The organism is Halostella salina, from assembly GCF_003675855.1.
Classification (GTDB): domain Archaea; phylum Halobacteriota; class Halobacteria; order Halobacteriales; family Natronoarchaeaceae; genus Halostella; species Halostella salina.
In genome coordinates, this window is the sequence record NZ_RCIH01000008.1 from 129000 (window position 1) to 143523 (window position 14524).

Genomic DNA, 14524 nt, shown 5'->3' on the forward strand with positions numbered 1-14524 from the left:
ATTCTGTATCGTATTCACCGTAATTTGAGAACGCTGTTGAAAAGGTTTATTGCGTTGGCTGTGGTTGGTGATGTCGAATGACTATCGACACGTCCCCGCCGTGGGACGACGTACGGAACTACGTGGACGGCGAGTGGCGGACGCCGTCGGGGACCGACGGGCGGGCCGTCACGGACCCGGCGACCGGCGAGGCGCTCACCCGTGTCGGCTTTAGCTCCGCAACCGACGTGGACGAGGCCGTCCGCGCGGGCCAGGCGGCGTTCGAGACGTGGGGGTCGACGCCCGTCGAGGAGCGCATCCAGCCGCTGTTCGAACTCAAGCGCCTGCTGGAGGACCATCAGGACGAACTCGCGGAGGTGCTCGTCCGGGAGCACGGGAAGACGTTCGACGAGGCGAAGGGGGAGCTCCGGCGCGGCATCGAGAACGTGGAGGTGGCCTGCGGCGTCCCGACGACGATGCAGGCGGGGCACCTGCCGAACGCCGCACCCGACATCGACGAGACGGCGGTCCGGAAGCCCCTCGGCGTGTTCACCGCGATCACGCCGTTCAACTTCCCGGGCATGATCCCGCTGTGGTTCCTGCCGTACGCCGTCGCCACTGGCAACGCGTTCGTGCTGAAGCCGAGCGAGCAGGACCCCGTCGTTGCCGAGCGGATCTTCGAACTGGTCGACCGCGCCGGCTTCCCGGACGGCGTCGTCCAGCTGGTCAACGGCGGCGTCGAGACGGTCAACCACCTCCTCGACCACGACGGCGTCCACGGGGCGTCGTTCGTCGGCTCCACGCCGGTCGCGCGGGAGATATACGAGCGCGCGGCGGCGAACGGCAAGCGCGTCCAGGCGCAGGGCGGGGCGAAGAACCACATCATCGTCACGGAAACGGCGGACCTGGAGTTCGCGGCGCGCAAGACCGTCTCGTCGGCGTGTGCCTGCGCGGGCGAGCGCTGCCTGGCGAACGACGTGGTCGTCGTCGAGAGGGCCGTCTACGACGAGTTCGTGGACCTGGTCCTCGACGAGGCGCGGGACCGAACCGTGGGCTACGGACTCGACGACGGCACCGACATCGGCGCGCTGATCACGCCGGAACACGAGACGCGGGTCCGCGACATGATCGCCGCCGGCGTCGACGAGGGTGCGGAACTGCTGCTCGACGGCCGCGACGTGACCGTCGAGGGCTACCCCGACGGGAACTTCCTCGGCCCCACCGTCTTCGGCGACGTGGACCCGTCGATGTCCATCGCCCGGGAGGAGATATTCGGGCCGGTGCTCGGTCTGCTGTCGGTCGCGGACATAGACGAGGCGGTCGACGTGCTGAACCGCAGCGACTTCGGCAACGCGGCCAGCCTCTTCACCGGCAGCGGCGCTGACGCCCGGACCGTCCGCCACGAGGCGGACGTGGGGAACCTCGGCGTGAACGCCGGGACGGCAGCACCCATGGCCTTCTTCCACTTCGGCGGCTGGAAGGACTCCTTTTTCGGGGACCTGCACGCGCAGGGGGAGGACATGATCCACTTCTACACGGACACGATGACCTACATCGAGCGCTGGCCGGACGCCTGACTAGATCAGTCGTCGAAACCGCTCCGTACAAAACAGCTGAACGTCGCCGGAAACGGGGAAAACGCGCTGAACGGCAGAGGCAGGGGGCGTCGCCGCCCGAGGTACTCACTCGTAGACGTGCACGTCGCCGGTCGTGTTGTCCGCGATGTAGTCCCAGTCGTACTCGACGCCGAGGCCGGGGCCATCCGGCACGGCGACGGTCCCGTCGTCGTCGACGGCGTCCATCATGTCGGAGTAGCCGCCCTCGTACACGGGCGGCTGGGTGTTCTGGCAGTGCGGGTGGACCAGCGCCATCTCGTAGTAGTTGGAGTTGCGGCACGCGGCGATGCAGTGGCGCTGTGCCGGGCCGGGCGCGTGGAACTCCACGTCGAGGCCGTACGCCTCGGCCATGTGTGCGACCTTCATCGCGCCGGTGACCCCCGCGTCGTACTCGGGGTCGGCCCGGAGGAAGTCGGTCGCCTCGTTGCTCGCGAAGTCGGACTTGATCTCCAGGCCGCGGATGTGCTCGGTCTGGAGGATCGGCGTGTCGAGCTTCCGGGCGAGCTTCCGGTGGGCGTGCTGGGAGATGCCGCCGTCGCGGAACGGGTCCTCGTACCAGAAGAAGTCCTGTTCGTCGCAGGCGCGACCGAGCTCCAGCGCGTCCGCGAACGTCTCCAGCTCGCAGGCGGGGTCGTGCATCAGGTCCATCTCGTCGCCGACGCGCTCGCCGACGGCGTGGACCGCCTCGACCTCCCGGGTGAGGTCGCGCGACTCGTCGCCGCCGCCCCAGCCGTGGATCTTGAAGCCGCCGAACCCCTCGTCGCGGCACGTCTCGGCGAAGTCAGCGAAGGCCTCGGGCGAGTCAAGCCCGCCGGCGTCGTCGCCGTGGTACGTCGACGCGTAGGCGGGGATGCGCTCGCGGTACGTGCCGAGCAGTTCGTGGATCGGCGCGTCGTAGTACTTGCCCGCGAAGTCCCACAGCGCGATGTCGATCGGGCCGATCCCCATCCGGTCGTACTTGCGGAGCGCGCGCTTGATCTCCGACCAGTGCTTCTCGCGCTTGAGCGGGTCCTTGCCGATCAGGTACTTCGCGATGATGTTGTACTGGGCCGCGGCCGGGGAGTTCCCGCCCACGTACTCCCCGGTGATCCCCTCGTCGGTGTGGATCTTCACGCCGAACAGCTTCCGGTAGGTCGTCTCTCCCGGCTCGTACACCAGGTTGAAGCCGTGCTCGTCCGTCCCCACGTCCTCCAGGGGGTACTCGAACTCGCGGCTCTCTATCTTGGTTATCGTCGGTGCCATGACCCGACGTTCCGCGGAGCGGATAATAAAACTGTCCACCCTGTCCGGGGACGGGTCCCGTCAGAGGGCGACTCCGCTCAGTCCCCGTCGAGCGCCCCGATCCGCTGGATCCCGTGCTCGCCGAGGCGGAACGAGCAGCCGACGTGGGGCGGTTCGATGACTCGCGGGTACTCGTGGGAGGTGGCGTGCTCGTGGAGCACCTTCGGGTCCGCGCCGACGCCCTGCCACATGTCGTGGTGCGAGGGGACGAGGCGGTCGAGTTCGAGCTGGTTGGCCGCCTCGATCACCTGGTTCTCGTCCATGTACCACTTCGTGCGCTCGCCGTGGCCGAGTTCCGGCTTGTATATCTGCCCGACCGAGCCGAACGCGAGCGCGCCCACGTCGAGGTCGAACTCGCCGGCGACGGATGCGAACGCGTCGGCCGGCCGGCTGTCGCCCCCGTGGAAGAAGGTGCCCGCCTCGTGCTCGACGACGTAGCTCACCGGCTCGATTGCGTCCGGGTCGTTCGCGCCCCGGACGTGGACCGTGAAGTCGCCGACCTCGAAGTCGTCGCCCGCGGCGACGACGTTGCGCCGGTCCTCCGGCGCTTCCAGGTCGCTGTCGTAGTCCGGCGACTCGTAGGACGCGCTCGGTGCGTACAGGTCGGCCCCGCAGTCCTCGACGAGCGGGCCGTACGACGGCGGGTGCATGTGGTCGATGTGCTCGTGGGTGACGAGCACGCCGTCGCAGTCCGTCGCGTCAGCCGGGTCCAGCGGTACCGGGATCATCCGGACGATGTTCGGCGGGTCACCGGTCCCGAAGTACGGGTCGACGTACAGCGTCGTCGACGCCGACCGAAGCACGAAGCCGTTGCAGCCCAGATACCAGACGATCACGCCGTCACCGGGGTCGGCTCCCTCGATCTCGTCGCTGACGAACCAGTCGTCCCAGGTCGAGTCTACCATATCGCTGAGGTCGTCCGGGCGGCCCAAAAACGTTGCTGCCCGGGCGACGCGGGGCGGAGGTGTCGGGGCTGTTCTCAGCGCAGGTCGACCGTTTCGCCGGTTTCGGAGGCCTCGTAGACCGCCTTGATCGCCTCGATGTCGACGAGGCCGTGCTCGCCGTCGGGGTACGGGTCGTCGCCGGCCAGCAGGCAGTGCGAGAAGTACTCGAACTCCTCCTCCATCTGGTCGGCCTGCTCGAAGCCGACATCGAACGTCGTCCCGCCCCGGGAGACGGTGAGCGCGCGGTCGTCCCACGGGTAGAACGCGGGTTCGACCCGGACGCGCCCCTCGGTCCCGATGACGGAGATGTGGCTCGCCATGTAGGCGTTCTGGCTGGCAGTACAGACCGCGTACACGTGCCCCGGGAAGTCGAGCTGGAACGCGCCGTGTTCGTCCGGCACGTCGTCGAACTCCTCGTTGACGGACGCGACCGTCCCGCGCACGCTGACCGGGTCCGCACCCAGCAGGAACCGGCTGGTGTTCAGCGGATACAGGCCGATGTCCATCACCGCACAGCCGCCCGACAGCTCGCCGTCGAGTCGCCACTGGTCCGGGTCGGGTACGAGGTCGAGGATCGGCTCGGTCATGTTGCCGTTGACGAACACCGGGTCCCCGATCACGCCCTCGTCGATGAGGTCCTTCGCGCGTCGGACCGCCGGTTCCGTGTGCATCCGGTAGGCGATCATCAGCGTCGCGTCGTGCTCGTCGCAGACCTCGACCATCCGCTCGGCGCGCTCGATGGTCGCCTCCATCGGCTTCTCGCAGAGGATCGCCTTGTCGAGCTTCGCGGCCGTCTCGACGAACGGGAGGTGGAGCGCGTTCGGCGTGACGACGTAGACGGCGTCGTACGCGTCGCTCGCTTTCCCCTCGTGGAACTCGTCGTAGGTGATCGCGTGCTCGACGGTCGGGGACGACGCCGCGATTTCCTCCGCCTTCTCGCGGTCCCCGCTGACGAGCACGGTCGTCTCGCAGAGGTCGCCGTTCGCGACGGCCGGCATCGCCTGCTCGCGGGTCCACCACCCGACGCCGATCATTGCGAACCGGACCGGGTCGTCGGTCTCGGTGATCTCCTGCCAGTCCCGTCGGTCGAAGTCGTCGGCGAGCGCCTCTAGCTCCATGTCGGGACCGTCACGGGCGGCCGTAATAGTCGTTGCGTCGAAACGCGGGAGAGGCGAACTGACTACCCGCTCAGTAGTTGTCGTACACCGTCTTGGAGATGGTGTAGAAGTCGAGGCCAGCGTCGCCCTGCTCGCGGTAGGTCTCGCTGGAGGACGCCTTCATCCCGCCGAACGGGACGTGCAGCTCAAGCCCGGTCGTCTTCTCGTTGACCTTCACGACGCCCGCCTCGGCCTCGTCGACGTAGCGGTTGGCCTCGGTGTGGTCGTCGGTCACGATGCTGGCCGAGAGCCCGTAGTCGACGCCGTTCGCCACCTCGACGGCCTCCTCGTAGCCGCTGACGGGGATGACCGACAGCACCGGGCCGAAGATCTCCTCCTGTGCGATCCGATAGTCCGGCTCCACGTCGGAGAAGACGGCCGGCTCCACGAAGTAACCCTCGCCGTCTATCGCCTCGCCGCCGGTTTCGAGGGTCGCGCCCTCGTTCTGTCCGACCTCGACGTAGTCGAGCGTGCCCTCCAGTTCGGACTCGCTCACGTGAGGCCCCATGTCGGGCTCGTCCAGCCCGTGGCCCGGCTCGATCGCCTCGGCGCGCTCGACGACGGCCTCGACGAACTCGTCGTACACGTCCTCGTAGACGATGGCGCGGGAGCAGGCGGTGCAGGCCTGCCCGGTGACGCCGAACGCGCCCGAGGCGACGATGTCTGCGGCCTCCTCGACGTCGGCCGTGTCGGAGACGATGGTCGGGTTCTTCCCGCCCATCTCCAGCTGGACGCGCTTGCCGTCCTCGGTGGCGGTGTCGTACACGCCGTTGCCGACCTTCGTGCTACCCGTGAAGGAGATGGCGTCCACGTCGGAGTGGCTGGCGATGGTCCCGCCGACTTCGCTGCCGGGGCCGGTGACGACGTTGAGCACGCCGTCCGGGAGACCGGCCTCCTCGAGCGCCTTCGCCATCTCGTGGACGACGCCGGGCGCGAGCGACGCGGGCTTGATGACCGCCGCGTTGCCGGCCGCAAGCGCGGGCGCGATCTTCCACGCCGGGATGGCGATGGGGTAGTTCCACGGCGTGATCAGGCCCGCGACGCCGACCGGCTCGTTTTTGGTGTACAGGTTCGTGTTCCGCGAACTGGACCCCTTGACCGTGCCGCCCAGGTCGCTTGCCTTCGCGCCGTAGTAGTCGAAGATGTCGATGGCGCGCTGGACCTCGCCGCCGGCCTCGGCGCGCGTCTTCCCCTCCTCGCGGACGAGGAGTTCGGTCAGTTCGTCCTTGCGCTCGGCCAGCAGCGCGCCGGTCCGCGAGAGGACGCGGCCGCGCTCGGGACCGGGCGTCGACCCCCACTCGTCGCTCGCGGCGACTGCCGCCTCGATGGCCGCCTCGGCGTCGTCCGCGTCGGACTGCGGGTACGTTGCGACGACCTCGTCCGGGTTCGCCGGGTCGTAGGTGTCGAACGTCTCTCCGGTGTTCGCGTCGGTCCACTCGCCGTTTACGTAGTTTTCGTACTCCGTCGCCATACCAACTGATCCGTCCCGTTCGCCTTTAACCCTTTACCCTCGCGGTCGGTGCGACGGGGGATTTATGACGACCAAGGTTCACCGTTGCTCCATGCGATACTATCGGCTCGACAGCGGTTCCGACGACAGACTCGTCGCCGCCGACGGCGACGCCGCTTACGATCTCACGGCAGTGAAGCCCCGACTCGACGGGTTCGCCGACCTCGCCGCGGCCGCAAACGTCGCGGGGACCGGCGTCGACGCGCTCGCCGAGGACCTGGTAGCCGACGCCCCGGTCGTCGACCGCCAGTCCGCCGAGACGGCGCTTCCGGTCGTTCCGGAGGAGGTGTGGGCGGCCGGCGTCACCTACGAGATCAGCGAGGAGGCCCGCGAGGCCGAGAGCGGCATGCCCGAGATGTATCTGGACGTGTACGGCGCGGAGCGGCCGGAGATATTCTTCAAGGCGACGCCGAGCCGGACCGTCGGGCCGGGCGACGCCATCGGGGTGCGCGGCGACTCCGAGTGGGACGTGCCGGAGCCGGAACTCGGGATCGTCCTCTACGACGGCGAGACCGTCGGCTACACCGTCGGCAACGACGTGAGCAGCCGGTCGATCGAGGGCGAGAACCCGCTCTACCTACCGCAGGCCAAGGTGTACGACCGGTGTTGCTCGCTCGGTCCCTGCGTCGCCTCGGTCGACTCCGTCGGCGACCCGCACGACCTGACGATGTCGATGTCCATCGAGCGCGACGGCGAGACGCTGTACGACGAAGCCACCTCGACCGGCGAGATGGCCCGGTCCTGCGAGGAACTGGTCGACTACTGGACCGCCCACAACGCGGTCCCCGAAACCGGCGTGTTGCTCACCGGCACGTCGCTCGTCCCCGGGGACGGGTTCACCCTGCAGTCCGGCGACGACGTCGCTATCTCCATCGAGGGCATCGGCGATCTGACCAACTCGGTCGTCGAGGTCTGAGACTGACTGTCGGGCCCGTTCCGGCCGTGGCAAGGCACCCTCCCTTCGGCTCACACCGAAAACGCGCGTTTTTCTTTGCTGAACACCGAACCGGCGAACTCACGCGGCCCGATGGCCCGGCGAGTTCAGGAGTAGGCGAGGTTGAGTTCGACGACGTTCGCGACGCTCTCCAGCAGTTCCGGGACCGTCGACTCCAGCCGCTCGCCCGTCATCCGGCTCTTCGGACCGGAGACGCTGATCGCGGCGATCGGTCGGTCATCGTCGTCAAGCACCGGCACCGCGGCACAGCAGAGTCCGGCGATCCGCTCCTCCCGATCGAACGCGACGCCGCGCTCGCGGACTTCGGCCAGCTGGCGCTTCAGTTCCGCCGGGTCGGTCGTCGTCCGCTCCGTGGCGGCGGGCAGCCCCTGCTCGGCCAGGACCTCGTCGACGTGGGAGTCCGGGCTGTGTGCGAGTATCGCCTTGCCGAGCGCTGTGCTGTGCAGGTAGACCCGATGCCCAGTACTCGCCGCGACGTTCACCGCCTGGTCGCCCCGGACGCGGCAGAGGTAGACGCCCTGGCCGTGTTCCTCGACGAGGAGGTTGACGAGTTCGCCCGTCTCGTCGGCCAGCGACTCCAGTTCCGGCCGTGCGGTCTCGTACAGGTCGTCGCGCTGGCGCGCGTATCGACCCAGACCGAGGAACCGTAGCCCGACGTAGTACTCGGATCCCTCCCTGACGACGTACTCCTCCTGTTCGAGCGTTTCGAGGTGGTTGTAGGCGCTGCTTTTCGGCACGTCGAGTTCCGAGGCGACGGCGGTGACGCCCGCGCCGTCGAGTCGACGGAGCGTCTCCAGCACCTCGAACGTCCGTTCGACCGACTTGATCGGTGACGCCGCGTTCTCTCCCATACCCTTACGTAGCGGCGTTTCGCAGAAATATCTATCCGTTCGCCGTTACTGAACGGACTATGCCGCCCTTCACAGTGTTCCCCCAGCAGACGCCGGTTGCACGCTGTCTCAGAACGATTTCGGTTGCTCGACGAAAGTACGCGCTCTCCGTTCTGCGTTAGTGAACGCAGTTCGTCCGCCAAATAGATTACAATGATATATCTGTAAAGCACGTTCGTTACATTGGCTGATCTCGATGAATCCAAAACCTATTAATGCCGAACGTGCATTCGGTAGGCCATGGACTCAGCCAGCATCGATATCGAGAACATCGGCGGGATCGAGTCTATCGAGGCGGAGATCCCGCCCGGCGTGACGGTCCTCGCCGGACCGAACGCGTCGAACAAGACGTCGTTTCTGCAGGCGATCATGGCGGGACTCGGAAGCGACCACGTACCCCTGAAAGGCGACGCCGACGAGGGTCGCGTGGCGCTGGACATCGGCGGCGAAACCTACGAGCGGACGTTCACACGCGCCGGATCGGACATCGTGGCGGAGGGCGACCGGTTCCTCGACGACCCGGAACTGGCCGACCTGTTCGCGTTCCTCCTGAGTTCGAACGAGGCGCGCCGGGCGGTCGAAACCGGCGTCGACCTGCGCGAACTCATCATGCGCCCGGTCGACACCGACGCCATCCAGTCGGAGATAGAGCGCGTCCGGGGGGAGAAAGCCGATCTGGACGAGGAACTCGACCGCATCCAGTCGCTCAAGCGACGGCTTCCCGACCTCGAAGAGCGAAAGCAGTCCCTCGAAGCCGACATCGAATCAAAGCGCTCCGAGCTAGAAGCGGTCGAGCGCGAACTGGACGAGGTCGACACCTCCGTGGAGGACCGTCGCGAGGAGCAGGACGAACTCGAAACGAAGCTGTCGGAGCTGAGCGACGTCCGGTCGGAACTCGACGACGTCCGCTACGACATCGAGACCAAGCGGGAGAGCCTCGAATCGCTCCGGAGCGAACGCCGCGAACTCGCCGAACGCGAGGACGAACTCGACGCCGTCCCGGACGCCGAACTCGACACGATCGAGGACCGGATCGACGACCTCCGACGGGAGCAACAGACGCTGAACAGCGAGATCAGCGAACTACAGAACACGATCCGGTTCAACGAGAAGATGGTCGACGACGCCCGTCAGGGGAAACACCCGGCCATCGATACGGTGACCGACGGCGGCGAAGCGGCCGCGCTCACCGACCAGCTCGTCGAGAGCGACCAGCAAACCGTCTGCTGGACCTGTGGCTCGGAGGTGCAGGTCGACCGGATCGAGGACACCCTCGACAGCCTCCGGGACCTCCGGGCGGAGAAGATCGACGCCAAGGACGAGGTCGAGGCCGAACTCGACGAGTACACGGACCGCAAACGGGAGTACGAGCGCCGGCAACAGAACCGCGAGGAGATCCGGACCCGGCTCGCGCGGACCGAGACCGAGATCGAGGCGACGGAGGACGACCTGGCGGAACTGACCGACCGGAAGGAGACGCTCACCGAGGAGATCGAGGCGCTCGAACGCGAGGTCGAGACGCTCGAAACCGACACGTACGAGGACGTCCTCGACCACCACCGGGAGGCCAACGAACTGGAGTACGAACTCGGGAAGTTAGAGACCGAGCGCGACGAGGTCGCCGCGGAGATCGAGGAGATCGAAGACGAGATCGGACGCGAGGACGAGATCGAGCGCCGTCGGGCGGAACTGGAGGAGGAACTGGTCGACCTCCGGACGCGGATCGACCGCATCGAGTCCGAGGCCGTCGAGGAGTTCAACGACCACATCGACCAGGTGCTCTCCATCCTCGACTACGAGAACATCGAACGCATCTGGATCGAAATCGTCGAGCGCGAGGTCCGGAATGGCCGCCGGAAGACGACCGAGAACGGCTTCGAACTCCACGTCGTCCGGAGCAGCGAGAGCGGCGTCGCCTACGAGGACACCGTCGACCACCTGAGCGAGAGCGAGCGCGAGGTGACCGGCCTCGTGTTCGCGCTGGCGGGCTACCTCGTCCACGACATGTACGAGTCGGTGCCGTTCATGATCATGGACGCGCTGGAGCCGATCGACTCGGACCGGATCGCGGCGCTCGTCGACTACTTCTCCTCGCACGTCGACTACTTCGTGGTCGCGCTGCTTCAGGAGGACGCACAGGCGCTCGACGACGAGTACCACCGGGTGCCCGAGGTCGGGGCGTAGCAGACCTATAGATTTTCGATAATATAAGTAATATCGATATATCTGTTACAGCGTTTTCTCTCGGTTGCTCGCCGACTATAGCGATCATCCCGATAAGTGGGATGAAACACGCTTATTCTCCGCTTCGGCTGTCCACGCCGAAATCGAACCCGACTACGGCGGAATCCCCAGGAAAAACGCCTGTAAGCAGCTAAACAACCGATCAGCCTATTGCTCGCTCAGATCGGACGATAACCTACAAACTATCGATACGTTACAGTACTTCCCATGAGTCATATAAATTGATCGCGGACGCCCATGCCTCCGACGGCTCGCGTTCAGACGTGGTCGCGGGGGAGCAGGTCCTCGAACCGCTGGTCGGCCAGCCACTCGCAGAGCGCGACGAGTTGTTCCGACGCGGCGTCGAACAGTCGCGCGCCCTTCTCGGCGGTCGCGTCGGTCTGGTCGCCGAGGACGCCGTTGGCCGTGTTGTCGATGGCGTCGTAGAACGTTCGCGCGCCGTGTTTGACCGTGTCCGCGTCCTCTACGCTCGGGATCCCACCGTCGCGCGCGTCGGCGAGTCGGTCGTCGTGGACCAGTTCGGGGTGGAGATGCTGGATCATCGCCGTCTCCTTCGGGCCGCCGTGGGGGCCGTTCCGCGCGAACGCCTCGTCGACGAGGTCGGGGATGCTCTCGTCCCACATCCACTCGACGGCGTAGGCGGTCCCGTCGTCGCGGAGTCGGCGGCCGACCTCGCGGAGGTGTTCGACGTTGCCGCCGTGGGCGTTGACGAACACGATGCGGTCGATGCCGTGGTACGTGAGGTTCCGTGCGATCGACTCGACGTAGTCGCGGAACGCCGGCGCGTCGGCCCACATCGTGCCGTGGAACTGCCGGTGGTGCGGGCTAACGCCGACGGTGATCGTGGGCGTACAGAGATAGCCGGTCCGGTCGGCCACCTCCCGGGCGTACGCTTCCGCGATCAGGTGGTCGGTTCCCTCCGGGAGGTGCGGACCGTGCTGCTCGGTCGAACCGAGCGGCACCAGCGCGAGCGACTCCGCCTCGAAGTACGATTCAAGGTCCGGCCAGGCCTCGTCGGCGAGATACATTCGACCGACAAGTGGGACGCCTGCCGCTTGAAGGGTCCGGTCCGGACTCCCCGCTCGTTCGGCAGTGCCCTGGCCCAGTGTCAGCCGCTCCCGTGGTGTGGTAATACACTACACGAATCAAATCGTACTATTTAATTCCTTCAGGTAATTACCCCAGGTATGGACTCAGCGAACGACGGAACGCGGTTCACCTTCGACGCGGAGCGGCGGCCGCCGTTGCGGCAAGCGATCGTCCCGGTGCTCGGTGTCGTCGTCTTTCTGGGTGTCGGGTCGGGCGTGCTGAAACTGGCACCGCACGGGCCGCTGCTGTGGAGCGCCGTGCTGACCGGGCTGGTCGGCCGCTACTGGATGGGCCTGACGTGGGACGACCTGTACGACGGGATCGCCCACAGCCTCCTGATGGGCATGGAGGCGATACTGATCCTCTTCGTCATCTACGCGCTCATCGCGACGTGGATCAGCGCGGGGACGATCCCGGGACTGATGTACTACGGCCTCGCCGCGCTCGGCCCGGAGATATTCCTGCCCGTGACCGCGCTGCTGGCGGCCGTCGTCGCGTTCTCGATCGGCTCGTCGTGGACGACCGCGGGCACGCTCGGTGTGGCGTTCATCGGGATCGGCTCGGGGCTCGGTGTCCCGGCACCGATGACCGCCGGTGCGATCCTCACCGGGGCCTACGCCGGCGACAAGCAGTCGCCGCTCTCGGACACGACGAACCTCGCCGCCGCGGTGACCGACACGGACCTGTACGACCACATCCGGGCGATGCGCAACGGCACGGCGGTCGCGCTCGGGCTCTCGGTCGTCCTGTACGCCGTCCTCGGGCTGACGGCCACCGGGGAGATCCCCGCCGGCAGGGTCGGGACCATCCAGACCGCGCTCGCGGGGACGTACGACCTCTCCGTGCTCGTCTTCCTCCCGCTGATCGTCACGTTCGGGCTGGCGCTCTACGGGTATCCGGCGCTGCCGACGCTGGTCGCCGGCGTGTTCGCCGGCGTCGGGACGACGGTCGCGGTGCAGGGGCGACCGTTCACCGCCGCCTGGGAGACGTTCCTGAGCGGGACGGGGCCCGAAACCGGCGTCGAACTCGTCAACGGCCTGCTGACCAGCGGGGGGCTGGAGGGGTCCGCGTGGACCATCGCCGTCGTCGTGGCGGCGCTCTCCCTCGGCGGCCTCCTCGAAGCGACCGGCGTCATCGCCACGCTCGCGGCGCGTCTCGCCGGGGCCGTCCGCGGCCGGGCGTCGCTCGTCGCCGGGACGGGGGCCTCCGCGTTCGCCGTGAACCTGTTCTCGGCCCAGCAGTACATGAGCATCGTCGTCCCGGGGATGACGCTCCGGGAACTGTACGACGAGTACGGCCTCGATTCGGCCTCGCTGTCGAAGGCGATAGAGTCCGTCGGCACCCCGACGGGCGCGCTGATCCCCTGGCACGCGGGCGGCGTGTACATGGCCGGCGTCTTCGGCGTTGCCACGCTTGAGTACGCGCCGTACTACTTCTTCGCGTACCTCTCGCCGCTGGTGCTGTTCGTGTCCGCGGCCGCCGGACGCGGCTTCGTCCTGCAGGAGGGCGTCGCCGACGACCCCGAGCCAGCGACCGCGGACGACTGATCCGCGACGAGGGACTCTACCCGTCCGGTCGCCGTCACCAGGCGTCGTCGAGGACTGCCTCGACGTCCTCCCGCGTGGGGTCGAGGTTCGCCGGCCCGTTGTCGACGAAACTGTCGGTGACGACCGCGTCCGCGACGGCGGGGAACGACTCACGGGACAGGTCCTCGATCGTCCGGAGCTGGGACGGGAGGTCCAGCGCGTCGCGGACTGCGACTACTTCCTCGACGACGGCATCGGCGAGGGCGTCGTCGGAACGGCCCTCGGCGTCCGCGCCGAGCGCCTCGGCGAGCAGCCGGCGGCGACCGTCGACGCGCTCGAACAGGTAGCGAAGGACGTGGGGCGCGACGATGGCGTGGGCCGCGCCCTGCTGGACGGTCGAGTGCGCCGTCAGCCCGTGGCCGAAGGCGTGGATCAGCGACAGCGTGGTCCCGTCGGGCCGCGAGATGCCGTACTGGACGAGCAGGGTCCCCTCCACCACGCGCTCCAGCGCCTCGCCGTCGTCGTGGTCCTCGGCGAGCGCCGGAAGCCCGTCCCGCAGGAGCGAGAGCCCTCGGGTGGCCGTCGCGTCGGTGACCGGCGCGGCAGTTCGGGCGTACAGCGTCTCGATCCCCTTGTCGAAGCCGTTCATCGCCGACCCGGCGAGCACCCCCCACGGCGTCGTCGCGAACAGGTCCGGGTCGTAGAACGCCGCGGCGGGCATCAGTTGCGCGTCGCCGATGCCGCCGCTCACCGGCTCGTCGACCAGGCCACCGGCGGGCGCGGCCGTGAGTCCGGCGACCTGCGAGAGGTCCGCGCCGGCGAGCGTCGTCGGCACCGCGACGATCGGCGGGACGCCGTCCGGTATCGAGAGCGTCCCACGCTCGGCGAACTCCCCGCCCGCGTCGGCGGGCGACCGGTCCGACGCCGCGAGCACCGCGACGGCCTTCGCCGTGTCGAGGCTGCTCCCGCCGCCGAGGCTCAGGACGGCGTCCGCGTCCGCCTCCCGCATCGCGACCGCGCCGTCGACCGCGGTTCGCAGGCGCTTTTCCGGCGTCGTCTCGGCGAAGACGCTCCCGAGGCGGTCCCCGAGTCCGTCGAGCACCGGGTCGATGACCTCGGGCGTGTTCCCGACCGTCTCCCCGCAGACGACGAGCACGCTGTCGATCCCCTGCCGGTCGAGTTCGGGGGCGAGCGAGTCCACGACGCCGCGGTCGAACCGGAGCACCGGCGAGTCGTATTCGAAACGGTCGGTCCCGTCCGGGCGAAGCTCGGTCATGTCTGTCCACTGGGCCGGACTGTACGTAACCCTCGGGGTTCTCCCGCCGACGGTTGG

At 67.8% G+C, this 14524-nt stretch carries 11 protein-coding genes; 4 read left to right on the top strand and 7 right to left on the bottom strand.

Translation table 11 applies throughout. The annotated features are described in order from the left end of the window. Nucleotides 1-77: 77 nt before the first annotated feature. Nucleotides 78-1556, top strand: coding sequence for a CoA-acylating methylmalonate-semialdehyde dehydrogenase (locus D8896_RS15725; protein ID WP_121823067.1), 1479 nt, complete (start codon nucleotides 78-80; stop codon nucleotides 1554-1556). 105 nt (nucleotides 1557-1661) lie between these two features. Here the strand turns inward: D8896_RS15725 and D8896_RS15730 are convergent, their stop codons facing one another. The 4 genes from D8896_RS15730 to xacF form a co-directional block, all read right to left on the bottom strand. Further along, nucleotides 1662-2837, bottom strand: a complete 1176-nt coding sequence (locus D8896_RS15730; protein ID WP_121823068.1) for a mandelate racemase family protein — start codon at nucleotides 2835-2837, stop codon at nucleotides 1662-1664. A gap of 77 nt (nucleotides 2838-2914) precedes the next feature. Further along, nucleotides 2915-3781 carry an MBL fold metallo-hydrolase gene (locus tag D8896_RS15735; RefSeq protein WP_121823069.1) on the bottom strand — a complete coding sequence of 289 codons (867 nt, stop codon included), beginning with the start codon at nucleotides 3779-3781 and terminating at the stop codon, nucleotides 2915-2917. Nucleotides 3782-3855: 74 nt separating this feature from the next. Then, on the bottom strand, nucleotides 3856-4938 hold the full coding sequence (gene gfo6, locus D8896_RS15740; protein WP_121823070.1) for a D-xylose 1-dehydrogenase Gfo6: 1083 nt from the start codon (nucleotides 4936-4938) through the stop codon (nucleotides 3856-3858). 70 nt (nucleotides 4939-5008) lie between these two features. Continuing rightward, a complete protein-coding gene (gene xacF / locus D8896_RS15745) occupies nucleotides 5009-6448 on the bottom strand; it encodes a 2,5-dioxovalerate dehydrogenase (RefSeq protein ID WP_121823071.1) in 1440 nt (479 codons plus the stop codon). Between the two features lie 91 nt (nucleotides 6449-6539). On the opposite strand from xacF, the gene D8896_RS15750 reads away from it, so the two are divergent. After that, nucleotides 6540-7403, top strand: coding sequence for a fumarylacetoacetate hydrolase family protein (locus D8896_RS15750; protein WP_121823072.1), 864 nt, complete (start codon nucleotides 6540-6542; stop codon nucleotides 7401-7403). 125 nt (nucleotides 7404-7528) lie between these two features. Here the strand turns inward: D8896_RS15750 and D8896_RS15755 are convergent, their stop codons facing one another. Next, a complete protein-coding gene (locus tag D8896_RS15755; protein ID WP_121823073.1) occupies nucleotides 7529-8293 on the bottom strand; it encodes an IclR family transcriptional regulator in 765 nt (254 codons plus the stop codon). Between the two features lie 279 nt (nucleotides 8294-8572). Here D8896_RS15755 and D8896_RS15760 point away from each other — a divergent pair, with 279 nt between their 5' ends. After that, nucleotides 8573-10516, top strand: coding sequence for an archaea-specific SMC-related protein (locus tag D8896_RS15760; RefSeq protein ID WP_121823074.1), 1944 nt, complete (start codon nucleotides 8573-8575; stop codon nucleotides 10514-10516). A gap of 317 nt (nucleotides 10517-10833) precedes the next feature. On the opposite strand, the gene D8896_RS15765 is transcribed toward D8896_RS15760, so the two are convergent. Then, nucleotides 10834-11604, bottom strand: a complete 771-nt coding sequence (locus D8896_RS15765) for a creatininase family protein (RefSeq protein ID WP_121823075.1) — start codon at nucleotides 11602-11604, stop codon at nucleotides 10834-10836. 159 nt (nucleotides 11605-11763) lie between these two features. Here D8896_RS15765 and arcD point away from each other — a divergent pair, with 159 nt between their 5' ends. Then, complete coding sequence (gene arcD, locus D8896_RS15770) at nucleotides 11764-13212, top strand: arginine/ornithine antiporter ArcD (protein ID WP_121823076.1); 1449 nt, start codon at nucleotides 11764-11766, stop codon at nucleotides 13210-13212. 34 nt (nucleotides 13213-13246) lie between these two features. Here arcD and D8896_RS15775 read toward each other — a convergent pair whose 3' ends face one another. Beyond that, entirely contained in the window at nucleotides 13247-14467 is a 1221-nt protein-coding gene (locus D8896_RS15775; RefSeq protein ID WP_121823077.1) for an iron-containing alcohol dehydrogenase family protein, read from the bottom strand. Nucleotides 14468-14524: the final 57 nt, after the last annotated feature.

What these genes read in the sequence shown, in the direction of transcription:
- D8896_RS15725 (WP_121823067.1), top strand. Translation starts at nt 78, where the DNA reads ATGACTATCGACACGTCCCCGCCGTGGGACGACGTACGGAACTACGTG.
- D8896_RS15730 (WP_121823068.1), bottom strand. Translation starts at nt 2,837, where the DNA reads ATGGCACCGACGATAACCAAGATAGAGAGCCGCGAGTTCGAGTACCCC.
- D8896_RS15735 (WP_121823069.1), bottom strand. Translation starts at nt 3,781, where the DNA reads ATGGTAGACTCGACCTGGGACGACTGGTTCGTCAGCGACGAGATCGAG.
- gfo6 (WP_121823070.1), bottom strand. Translation starts at nt 4,938, where the DNA reads ATGGAGCTAGAGGCGCTCGCCGACGACTTCGACCGACGGGACTGGCAG.
- xacF (WP_121823071.1), bottom strand. Translation starts at nt 6,448, where the DNA reads ATGGCGACGGAGTACGAAAACTACGTAAACGGCGAGTGGACCGACGCG.
- D8896_RS15750 (WP_121823072.1), top strand. Translation starts at nt 6,540, where the DNA reads ATGCGATACTATCGGCTCGACAGCGGTTCCGACGACAGACTCGTCGCC.
- D8896_RS15755 (WP_121823073.1), bottom strand. Translation starts at nt 8,293, where the DNA reads ATGGGAGAGAACGCGGCGTCACCGATCAAGTCGGTCGAACGGACGTTC.
- D8896_RS15760 (WP_121823074.1), top strand. Translation starts at nt 8,573, where the DNA reads ATGGACTCAGCCAGCATCGATATCGAGAACATCGGCGGGATCGAGTCT.
- D8896_RS15765 (WP_121823075.1), bottom strand. Translation starts at nt 11,604, where the DNA reads ATGTATCTCGCCGACGAGGCCTGGCCGGACCTTGAATCGTACTTCGAG.
- arcD (WP_121823076.1), top strand. Translation starts at nt 11,764, where the DNA reads ATGGACTCAGCGAACGACGGAACGCGGTTCACCTTCGACGCGGAGCGG.
- D8896_RS15775 (WP_121823077.1), bottom strand. Translation starts at nt 14,467, where the DNA reads ATGACCGAGCTTCGCCCGGACGGGACCGACCGTTTCGAATACGACTCG.